General features: G+C 36.4%; 1 protein-coding gene. It reads right to left on the bottom strand.

Translation table 11 applies throughout. From position 1 onward, the window contains the following. The coding region (locus SPADD19_RS11890; protein ID WP_128861642.1) for an SDR family NAD(P)-dependent oxidoreductase at positions 1 to 77 on the bottom strand (77 nt) is incomplete at its 3' end. Positions 78 to 456: the final 379 nt, after the last annotated feature.

Here is a 456-nt window from a genome sequence, read left to right as displayed (position 1 = left end):
CCATCTTGTACCAAGCGTTTTGCGATTGCAAAACCAATTCCTTGACCAGCACCTGTGACAATAGCTACTTTAGACATATGATTCCTCCTTGGTATCAATGATACCAGCAAACGTTCATATAGAACAGCAAGGGTTGACAACTAGTTTTGATGGGGTCTATCATAAATTTCCGACAAAACTATGCTAATAGTATACTCTTTTGTGAAAAACATTTCAAACTCTAGCTTGTTTTTTGAAAAAAATAGTTTATTTATATGATATTTTTATTTAGTGATAAATGAACGAAAGCGTGAAATAGAGTAAAGCTTTTAGCCAAAACGGTTAACTGTTCTATTCTGTATAAGCTACATGAGGCTGGGACAAAAGTCCCAGCCTCTCAATTATTTTTGGTTTGTCGAGCAAGACGCAGTGATTGAGTGGGCTCTACTACGCTGATTTCATCAGCTTTTACAGTCC

The organism is Streptococcus parasanguinis (genome assembly GCF_001578955.1).
Lineage (GTDB): Bacteria > Bacillota > Bacilli > Lactobacillales > Streptococcaceae > Streptococcus > Streptococcus parasanguinis_U.
Note: the sequence above shows the minus strand (reverse complement) of the source record. Positions and strands in the feature narration are given on the sequence as shown.